Below are 9,796 nucleotides of genomic sequence, written 5' to 3'. Positions count from 1 at the left end.
GGAAATGCTGGCGTGATCCTCCAGCGTCTCCTCGACGATCCGCAGCTTTTCGGCAGCAGTCCAGCGGCGCCGACGACCGCCATCGGTGATGATCTCAATCTCAGACATAAGCACGTGCTCAGGCATATACCTAAGCCTCCATGGCTATGCCCAAATGTCCGGTCGAAACGGGGGCCAGTTCAACCTCACAGTTCTGGGTGGAAATTAACAGTCTCTCGTCACAATGCCGTCGAAGAACGGCTACTCAAGTTCGATGGAAGCTGCGCTGGAGGCGGTTCGTGCGCGCGCGTCGGACAAGTGGGGTCACAAACCTCATGGCTGGCCGCTGCGGCAGGCTAGTCCCCGACCATGAACAGGATGATTGGTGTCAACATATCCGCGCAAGATCGCAGCAATGGAAGCAAGATAAGGATCAATGCGGCGGACCACGAGAAAGCCACAAAAATCTCTGCGGCTGTTCGCTTAATCATCGGTCTTATTGGCAGTCTTGAGGTGCGCCCAAAGAACAGCTTCCTTCTGAAGGTACCTCTTCATAATCTCCAGGTTACTTATCATCCTATCGATATGCATTGAGGCAAAGATACCCTCCCCGTCGTCGACCTCCGTGCGGACTATGCTCTTGCGGCAATTTTCCACTACCGAGTTTGCATGAGAGAGCTGTGCAACGAGCTCACGACTGCTGCGAATTCTAAGGTCCATAGCAACTCCTTTACGCAGAGGTTACGCGTGAGAGGTTAATGGATTGTTAGTCAGGCATTTGTCTTGATCAGATTTTCACTGAGACAGCTTGTTGGTTTGCTACGTCATGTACCTCGACCTCATGGTGGTGATTGACAAGCAGTTCCTCGAAACACCGTTTTACGGCTTGCAGCAGATGAAGTGGCACCTGCAGAACGAGGGCCATGTTGTGTACTACAAGCGCATCCGGCGATTAATGCGGCTGATGCGCTTGATGCGCTTGATGCCGATCTACCAGAAGCCCGATACCAGCAGGCCGGCCAAGGGCCACAAGACCTACCCCTATCTGCTGGGTGGGCTGCGGGTGGAGCGGCCCAACCAAGTCTGGTGCGTCGACATCACCTACATCCCGATGCGCCGCGGCTTTCTCTATCTGGTGGCTGTCATGGACTGGTTCACCCGGAAGGTTCTGGCTTGGCGCATCTCGAATACCCTGGAAGCCGACTTCTACGTCGAGGCCCTGAACGAGGCGATCCACAAGTTCGGCCCGCCCGAGATCATGAACTCCGATCATGGATCGCAGTTCACGTCCTTCGCCTGGACCGACCGCCTGAAACGGGTCGCACCCGGATCTCGATGGATGGCAAGGGCCCGTGAATCGACAACATCTTCATCGAACGCCTCTGGCGGTCCCTGAAGTATGAATGCGTCTACCTGCACGCTTGGGAGACCGGCTCTCAGGCCAAAGCTGGCATCGGGGCCTGGATCACCGTCTACAACCACCAGCGGCCTCACGCCGCCCATGGCGGTCAACCACCCGCCGTAGTCTACTTCAACACCATCGAAACCGATCAGCAGGTGCAGGCAGTAGCTTAAAGCTGCCGGAAATCTGTCCCAGAGTTGGGTAGTAGCTCAGTAGTGAGAAGTACCGAATGCACCTATGCTAAGTTTTGTGACAAACTTGCCAGACTTCGACCTCACAGCCGATTTGTGCAGCTGTATTATGGTTCCGTTAGTGAAATCGCGTTAAGCAGGAAGTTGCTCAAGATGGAGATTCTCGGCGGATGTGCGCTTACCGGTTCTGCGATGAATGTGGGAACGAACTCAATAAAATGAATCCGCATAAGTACGGGTGCCTGTCCTGCTACATCGCTTCCGGGCCGGACTGGCCGACGCGGTGGCTTGCGGACAGTGCTGTGAATACAGTCTGCAAAGTCGTAGCACTCGCCGAGTGGCGTGGGAAATTTGGTCGTTACTCGTCGCCATACCCATCGACTTTAAATCAGCGTGGGTCAAACCGACAGATTCAACAGGCCGCTATCAGGTAGAACGATGACCGAGATAGATCATGGGACCCTCGCGACCGACCCCATAGAACGCAAGCGGGACTGTATCGCATCAAAATGGTCTCATGTCGCTTCTGGGGTAAGTTTACAGCGCGCGCTGTTGTTTCCTACCGTGAAACTGCCCGGCTCATTGGTGTCGTAGAACAAGTGGGCCTATTATGCTGTCATCCGTCCGGCACGTAAAGCGCACCGTACTTGATCGAATTCTTGCCGAGCTCGTGCAGCAGCAGCGAGACTGACAGCGTTGCCCGGACGACGTCCTCGAGATCAGCAGAGGATCAGCGCTGTTTATAGAGCACGTCATGAGCACGCGACAGGGCACCGATCCGTTTCGTCAAGGCATCGACAGCCAACCGTTCGGAAACGCCGCGCAGCGTCCCGTTGGCGATCGCCTGAACAATGGACAGCGTTTTCTCCATTCTGTGGCTGAGTTTCTTGTTGAGGATCTGCTTCCACTCGGCTCTGGCGCGGGCGATCGCCATATGGGCCCTTCCTCCGACCTAGCGCACTAGCTCCATATCCTTCGCCGACCGCGTTCGAACGCGGTCGTTCAACAGGAGATGACCACCTCGCCGCGGATCAGATCGTCGACATAGGTACCTAATGATCTGAAATCATGAAGGCCGACCACGCTGATGCCGTTATCACTGCACCAGTCGATCGGCACGTCGATGGTCAAGGCTTCAGCATCCACCTTGCCAAATCCAACACAGGTTCCCCTAATGTCCTCTGCGAGGCATCGGACTGCCGCAGTTGCGATCTCGTCGGCTTGGCACATATCGCGCGGCTGCTCGCCCAAAGCCGCTAGGGCGGAGATCCTTGAGGTGCCTCGTCATCCACCATCGTATAAAATGTCCGGCATTATCAGTTTTGGTTAACGATCTTTCTTTAAATAGGAATGGGCATCATCAGAACTCTGCTCGGTGCTGCCCGGGCCTTAGGTGGGTGGACCCTAGACATGAACTCCTCGATCGTCACGATTAAGAAAATTGTGCAGGCGACCGCCCTGGCGGATTTGACTACTTCTGATCCTGCTATTGTTGACGCTTTGCAGGGAACGATTGCTCACTATCTTGAAGCTTGGATTGCCGGGAGGGAACGGGCTTACGGCGATCGCAAGGAGGCTCGGGAGAAGCTGTTCGACGCGGCGTCAAAGACCTTAGAAAAAGTTTTTGAAGCCGCGCAGAAAGCGCGCGAGGAGGCTTTTGAGCGGGTGCTGGAGGCCATCAGGAAGGAAGCCGAGACGGGCGGAAACGAGCATACTGTTGAAGAGACTATGGAAGCTTTGATAGCTGCCTTTGAAGATGCCCAAGAAGAACGGGAGACGGCTTTTGAACGCGCGCTTGAGACGACAGAGGCTAAGTTCGATAAGGCCTCTGACGCACTTAAAGACGCATTTGCAGATTATGAGGATCTTACTTTTGGCGGCCGTGGCAAGGATTTTCTGAAAGGCAGCGACCTGCGTGACGTCCTCGACGGGAGAGCAGGCGACGATGTTCTCAGCGGCTTTAGGGGGGCAGATTTGCTCAAGGGCGGCGAGGGCTGGGACCAACTCTTCGGCGGTGCGGGCGATGACAGACTTGAGGGCGGCATGGGAGAGGACATGCTGGATGGTGGTATTGGCAATGACAGTTTAAGCGGCGGAGAGAGGCAAGACCTTCTTCAGGGTGGGTATGGAGCTGACTTGCTTGCAGGAGGCGCGGGGAGCGACCAGTTGTTTGGTGGGTATGGTAATGACCACTTGGATGGCGGCCTCGACACTGATCGCCTCTTTGGAGGAAACGGCCATGATACACTTTCGGAGGGAACTGGAGACGATTGGCTGAACGGCTGCGGAGGGAGTGATCTTCTTAAGGGCGGTTCCGGCGGTGATCGCCTGTTCGGTGGCCAAGGCAATGATCTGCTCGTTGGCGAACTCGGTGATGACGAACTCATGGGTGGTGCTGGCATTGATCGCCTCGATGGGAGCGAGGGCAATGATATTCTTGCTGGCGGTGGCGGTGCTGATGTTTTCATATTCGGTGCCGGTCATGATAATGTGCGAGACTTTCAAAGCGACGACATCATCGACCTGACAGGGATCGCCAAATTTGAAGTCTTTGAAGGTCTGCTCGCAATTGCCACTACGCAGGGCGGGAGTGTGGTGCTCGACTTCGGCCTGAACTCCCTTACGCTGCAGGACACGGGAATAGCCGACTTGGCTCCAGAACAGTTCGTGTTCTAAACGCGAACCACACAGAATTTCTGCGGCAGTTCTTTTGTGAAGGTTCTCAGTGCAAGAAATGGGCGGTCTGAGCTGCTGTATCCCTCACGCGGTCGAAGGTGTCCATTTCAGACGGCTTTTACACAAGCCGTTAGCCAGATTGCCCAGTTTCCGAGCGACCGCCGTTATGATGGCCTTGTGCGGTTTCCCGGGTTCGCAAACGATCCGCAAAGGCCTTCATGGACGGGTTGTGATGCGAAGCGACCAGAGCAGCTTGGGATATTACATGCCTCAGGGCTCGGCGACCGGCTGCAATGTCCCGCTTCCCGCGCAGCGTTCCACTGTCATGCGCCACGGGGGCGAGCCCCACGAGAGCTGCAGCCTGTCCGCCGGTGATAGTGCCGAGTTCAGGCATTTCGGCGATCAGCATTGTGCTGGCCACGCGTCCGATGCTGTGGAGAAATCGCAAAAGACCAGCGGTCTCTGCGAGCAAGTCGTCGCTGCATATTGCGGCCCTAATCCTGTTTTCCAATTTTCTGATCAGGCAGTCAAGCCGAGCCTTCAGGTCGGTATCGACGCTGTCGAACATCCAGGCTGTACCAAGCTTCTGATGCGCGCGGATCTGAGCCAGCAGACGTTTCCGCATCTCGACGATCTTAGCCCGCTTAGAGGTGAAAGCTTTATGTAATCTTAGCTTTCTTGTGGGAAGGCGGCGACCCGCATCGGGTCGAAAGGCAAATAAGCTAGCAATAAGCTCCGCGTCAATTCGGTCGGTCTTTGCGCGTGTGCCACGGCTTCGTGCGGATGCCTTCACCTGAGCGGGCTGCACTTGTCGGGCAATGACGCTTTCTGCCTTGAGCGTTTCCCAGAGCTGCCATTCATGTCCGCCGGTCGACTCAAAGCAAACGACAGCATCTCGATCGTGGAAGATCCGCGACGACTGCGTGACCCGCAGGTCCGTTCGGCATTCGGCATTAGAGCCCGTCGGGCAGGCAATGAAGGTCCAGCCAGTCACGGCTGACGTCTATGCCGATAATGCGACCATGTGATAGATTGTCCATGCCCTCTTCCTTCTAGTGCGCAGCCTCGAGCAGCGGCAATCAGCTGTCCGAGACGATTAAGAAAGGCGGTTCCGACAGCCTAAAAGGCGTGGTCAAGTCACAAGGTCAGACGTCGCTCCGTCCCTAGCCAGGGACAGTGACGGGGTCAGTCTAGCAAAGCGCAGATATAGAAGGGTCAGGACTAATTTTCGATTACAGCCAGACCAGGACGGTCGTGGACAGAGCGATCGCGGAGAGGTAGGGCCAAACGTTATCTTGGTAGGGTTACGCGTTTTGCAACGCGGCCTATCATATTTGCCTGTCTTCTTGTGGGAATTTCGACCGGGAGTGCAGGCGCTGATACCTATGTCCTCCAGCGCTTCTCGCAACCAGTCGGCGTCATGTTCCCTATCAGCCAGAAGCCAGTCCACCTTCCGCAGGCGGCCCAACAGTGGATTTACCCGACTTCTGTGGAGAGCGTTTATCTCACTTCTCGGGCTTCGCTCTCGGAGGCGACGGGGCTCTGGAAGCCAAGCGACGAATGTCTCCTGACGGGGTTATAGAACCCGCCGATGTATCAGGCGACGGCGTTATCTGCCTGTTGGCAGGATTGCCCGGCGACCGGCCAGATCAGCTCCGATTTAATGGTCTTGAAGAAACGTCTTGACCATCGCATGGTCCTAACAGTTTCCAAGCCCGTCCATTGAGATCATAATGTCGCGTTTGCGGAGCAGGGCTTGATAGTCGACGGAGCAGTATTGCGATCCGCGATTGCAGTGGTGAAGCAGCCCCGGCGCGGAATAGCGAGCCGCGAGTGCACGGCGCGGAGCTTCGACTGCAACATAGCACTTTAGAATTCCACTCGTAGCCCACCCAACGACGCGGCGCGAGAACAGGTCCAAGACAACGGCTAGCTAGAGCCAGCCCTTTGTTGTCCAGGTCCAGGAGCTGATCACCGACATAAAGATAAATATGTATAGGCTGGCATTCGAAAAAGGGCATTGGTCCATGAGGTTTAGACCAATGCCCGATGCATGTCAGATAAAGTCAAATGTACCATTCAAGAGGACTGAATCGCCGTTACCGAAATTCAGGAACGTCCCCTCTCGGGTCTCGGCCGCGCTGTAACTTCTGCCACCGAGGTTCAGAACATCGCGGTTTGTCTCAAACCCGTAGACGATATCAGCATCGTCGCCGGCGCGGAAAATGAGCACGTCACTAGCCCCGTCACCCCTGTTCCCGTCGCCAATCCAGATGCGGTCGTCGCCCTGACCGCCCTGAACGGTATCACGGCCCATCGAGCCGTCCAACGTGTCGTTGCCGCGGCTGCCGACCAGACGATCGTGACCCCACCGCGTATTGAAGTTGATGCCGGCGCCAGAGCTGGAAATGGTGGCCTGCGACGCATCGATCACGTCGTTGCCGGCATGGGTCCAGCCAAGTTCGAAATTGTCAAAGCGCAGGGTGGCATTTCCGCCGATACTGGTGCTGGCATTGCCTGAGAACGATCCAGCAGACAGGACGCGATCAACAGTGACACTGACACCCTCAATGCCCACGGCGTCATTGTCAGAATAGATGTCGCCGCGCTTGATCCAGATGTTGATCAGATCGTTCCCGGAGCCGCCGTCGATCGTATCATTTCCGGGGTTGTGGCTGGCATCGCCGTTGCCCCACCGGATATTTTCGTCACCAGCGCCGCCATTGATAAGGTCGTTGCCTGTACTGGAGTGAATGAAGTCGTTTCCGCCCTCGCCATTGATCGTATCATTGCCCGAGCCACCATCAATGACATCGTCGAACTGTGAACCCGCGATCCGGTCATTGCCAGAACCCGTGAAGATGGACAGACCGTGGGCTGGTTTACCGCCACCGGCGATATTCATCGTGGCGTTTGTCGCCGAGACGATGTCGTCTCCTGTGGTACCAAAGATACGCTCGATGCCGGTAAATTCGAGACGATTGTTCCCGATCTGAACGCTTCCACTTTCAGTTGAACGCATGTCAATGCGGGCACCGACCGAGCCCTCCAGGATCAGCCTGTCGCCGCCGGGGTTGCCTGGCGTATATGGGTTCGCATCGTATCGCTCTGCACCGGCACCGCCATGGTAGATGTCGTTGCCCATGCCCGCCTGCCAGTAGAACGTATCCAGTCCGTCAAGGCCCCAGATCGTATCGGACTGCGTGGTGCCGCGCATTGTATCGTCGGCATTCGAACCTCGGATTTCGTTGCCGCCGATAACATCCGGAATGGGCGTGGGTAGGGGCGGAGGTGTGACAACAGGGGGAGAGACCACGGGCGGCTGCGCACCCACGAGTTCCCTCGGAACTGCGCCGTTGAAGAGGAAGTTTGCGGGCGTCAGGGTCGCCCTGTCGACACCTTGCAGAAAGATGCTGTCATTGGCACCCAGAACGATGCGGGTACCACCGTTCTCGCTGATCAGGGCGGTGACGTTGGCATATCCACGAATGTCGAGAAACTCTCCGCCACGTGCGTCGAAGTCGGTGACGATGTCGCGGCCGTCACCCGAGGTGAAGCGGAACGCGTCCCTGCCCGTGCCACCGGACAAGGTATCGTTTCCGGTTCCGCCGACCAGCGTGTCGTTGCCCTCGTTGCCAAAGATGGTGTCGTTCCCGGCCATGCCCAGCAGGCCGTTGTTACCGCTGTTTCCGGAGATCAGGTTATTAAGGCTGTTGCCTTCGCCGCGGCTGTTCGCCGCGTCCCGCAGATACAGATCCTCGATATTGGCGCCGAGCACCCAGTCCCGGGTCGAATGCACCGCGTCGCTTCCTTGGTCTGCCAGTTCGATCGTGCGATCGCCCGCGTTATCGACCCAGTAGACATCATTGCCGGTTCCGCCATGCATCTCGTCCGCGCCAGCCCTGCCGTCGAGGATGTCGTTGCCGCCGCGGCCATGGATCACGTCGTTGCCCGACGTGCCGTTCAGCGTGTTGTCGCTGTCATTTCCGAAGATGCCATCGGGCTCGACAACGGGACGTGGGAGCGAGACCACGGGCGGGGTCACCACCTCGATCGCAGTCCCGAACTCGCCGGGGCGGATATCGGCGCCCTCGACCACCGCCACGAGCGGACGGCCCGGGTCGGTCCATTTCCCGGCCCAACCCTCCTGGTCGGAGGAGACCGACCACAAATCTACGAAGCTTGTCATCGGGCCGATCTGCCAGACGTTGCCCTGCATGTCGGCCGCGCTGAACTTTGCGACCTGCTTGCCGTCAATATAGAAGGTCGCGTCCTTCTCGGTGACGGACACCTCATAGGTGTGCATTCCCTTGGAGGCGTCAAAGCCGAGGTCGATGATACCGCGCTTCTGGGCCTCCTGGTTGAGGACCATGTGCTCGCCCTTCGCATTCTCCATGTGGATCGCGAGCTGGACCTTGGTCGTGTCACCGCCGACGAATTCGAAGTCGAACTCGACCCAGGGATCGTTCTTCCAGTCCGCCTTATAGGTGAACATGCCGAAGACCGCGCCGGGCGCCATGACCGGCGCTTGTGCCGTCCAGCTCCAGGTTCCGGTTGTGGCGACCTCGTTCGACTGGATTTCCGCGCCTTGGTAAGGCTTGGATGATCCGGCGGGCGCCTTGGTCAGCGACAGGCTGATGTCGCCGTTCTCGGCAACTTTGACGTTGCTCGGTGACCACGCCATGTTGTTCGTCTGGCCTGCGCCCCAGTTGGAGATGAGCCAGCTGTCCGGACCGTTCTTCTGGCCGAGCTGGTAGAGTTCCAGATCGTATTCGTCAGACGAGGCCGGCGGGGTGGGAACCGGCGTCGGCGTCGGGGTCGGCACGGGGGTAGGCGTCGGGGTCGGGGTCGGCACGGGTGCCGCAACCGGACCGACATCGGCCAGGTTCTTGGGATAGACGCCGTTGAAGGTGAAGTTCACCCCCGCAAGCGCGGATTTCGCAACGCCCTGGAACAGGATGCTGTCGCCGCCCTCGAAGACCATGCGAGTGCCGCCGGCCTCCGAGACCAGGCTGGTATAGCCCGAGTAGCCGCGGACGTCGACCAGTTCACCGATCTTCGCGTCGAAGTCGGTGATCACGTCGCGACCCTCACCCTTCGAAAAACGGAACGCGTCCTTGCCGGATCCGCCGGTCAGGACGTCGTCGCCGGTGCCGCCGACGAGCGTGTCGTTACCCTCGTTGCCGAGGATCGTGTCGTTCCCGGCCATGCCCAGCAGGCCGTTGTTGCCGCTGCTCCCGGAGATCAGGTTGTTGAGGCTGTTGCCTTCGCCCCGGTTGCTACCCGAACCGCGCAGGTAGAGGTCCTCGATATTGGCGCCTAGCACCCAATCCCGGGTCGCGTTGACCACATCATGGCCTTGGCCGGCCAGTTCGATCGTGCGGTCGCCAGCGTCGTCGACCCAATAGATGTCGTTGCCGGTTCCGCCGTGCATCTCGTCCGCGCCGGCCTTGCCGTGGAGGATGTCATTGCCGCCGAAGCCGTAGAGCTTGTCGTTGCCAGAGGTGCCGTTCAGCGTGTTGGCTGAATCGTTGCCGTTGATCGCGCC

Annotated in this window: 5 protein-coding genes and 4 pseudogenes; 2 read left to right on the top strand and 7 right to left on the bottom strand. The window is 57.9% G+C overall.

Annotated features, from left to right (window positions below):
* A pseudogene (locus TY51_RS22230) lies at positions 1–126 on the bottom strand (IS3 family transposase); the annotation flags it as partial.
* 685 nt (positions 127–811) lie between these two features.
* Between TY51_RS22230 and TY51_RS17285 the strand changes: the two are divergent.
* Positions 812–1,554: pseudogene (locus tag TY51_RS17285) on the top strand (IS3 family transposase); the annotation flags it as partial.
* Positions 1,555–2,302: 748 nt separating this feature from the next.
* On the opposite strand, the gene TY51_RS17280 reads toward TY51_RS17285, so the two are convergent.
* Together TY51_RS17280 and TY51_RS24140 are read right to left on the bottom strand one after the other, a co-directional pair.
* Positions 2,303–2,506, bottom strand: coding sequence for an HWE histidine kinase domain-containing protein (locus TY51_RS17280; RefSeq protein ID WP_042251900.1), 204 nt, complete (start codon positions 2,504–2,506; stop codon positions 2,303–2,305).
* A 68-nt stretch (positions 2,507–2,574) separates the two neighbouring features.
* The gene (locus TY51_RS24140; RefSeq protein ID WP_255351436.1) at positions 2,575–2,703 is read right to left on the bottom strand and encodes a hypothetical protein; all 129 of its coding nucleotides are present in this window, start codon (positions 2,701–2,703) and stop codon (positions 2,575–2,577) included.
* Between the two features lie 279 nt (positions 2,704–2,982).
* Here TY51_RS24140 and TY51_RS24135 point away from each other — a divergent pair, with 279 nt between their 5' ends.
* The gene (locus tag TY51_RS24135; protein WP_304413108.1) at positions 2,983–4,248 is read left to right on the top strand and encodes a hypothetical protein; all 1,266 of its coding nucleotides are present in this window, start codon (positions 2,983–2,985) and stop codon (positions 4,246–4,248) included.
* 130 nt (positions 4,249–4,378) lie between these two features.
* On the opposite strand, the gene TY51_RS21360 is transcribed toward TY51_RS24135, so the two are convergent.
* The 4 genes and pseudogenes from TY51_RS21360 to TY51_RS20520 form a co-directional block, all read right to left on the bottom strand.
* Entirely contained in the window at positions 4,379–5,242 is an 864-nt protein-coding gene (locus TY51_RS21360; RefSeq protein ID WP_197054820.1) for a transposase, read from the bottom strand.
* 238 nt (positions 5,243–5,480) lie between these two features.
* Positions 5,481–5,719: pseudogene (locus TY51_RS23695) on the bottom strand (IS5/IS1182 family transposase); the annotation flags it as partial.
* A 29-nt stretch (positions 5,720–5,748) separates the two neighbouring features.
* A pseudogene (locus tag TY51_RS23690) lies at positions 5,749–6,214 on the bottom strand (DDE-type integrase/transposase/recombinase); the annotation flags it as partial.
* A gap of 90 nt (positions 6,215–6,304) precedes the next feature.
* Positions 6,305–9,796: family 16 glycosylhydrolase (locus tag TY51_RS20520; protein WP_052650400.1), on the bottom strand; the 3,492-nt coding region annotated here is incomplete at its 5' end.

Source organism: Paracoccus sp. PAMC 22219 (assembly GCF_000787695.1).
Taxonomy (GTDB): domain Bacteria; phylum Pseudomonadota; class Alphaproteobacteria; order Rhodobacterales; family Rhodobacteraceae; genus Paracoccus.
Note: the sequence above shows the minus strand (reverse complement) of the source record. Positions and strands in the feature narration are given on the sequence as shown.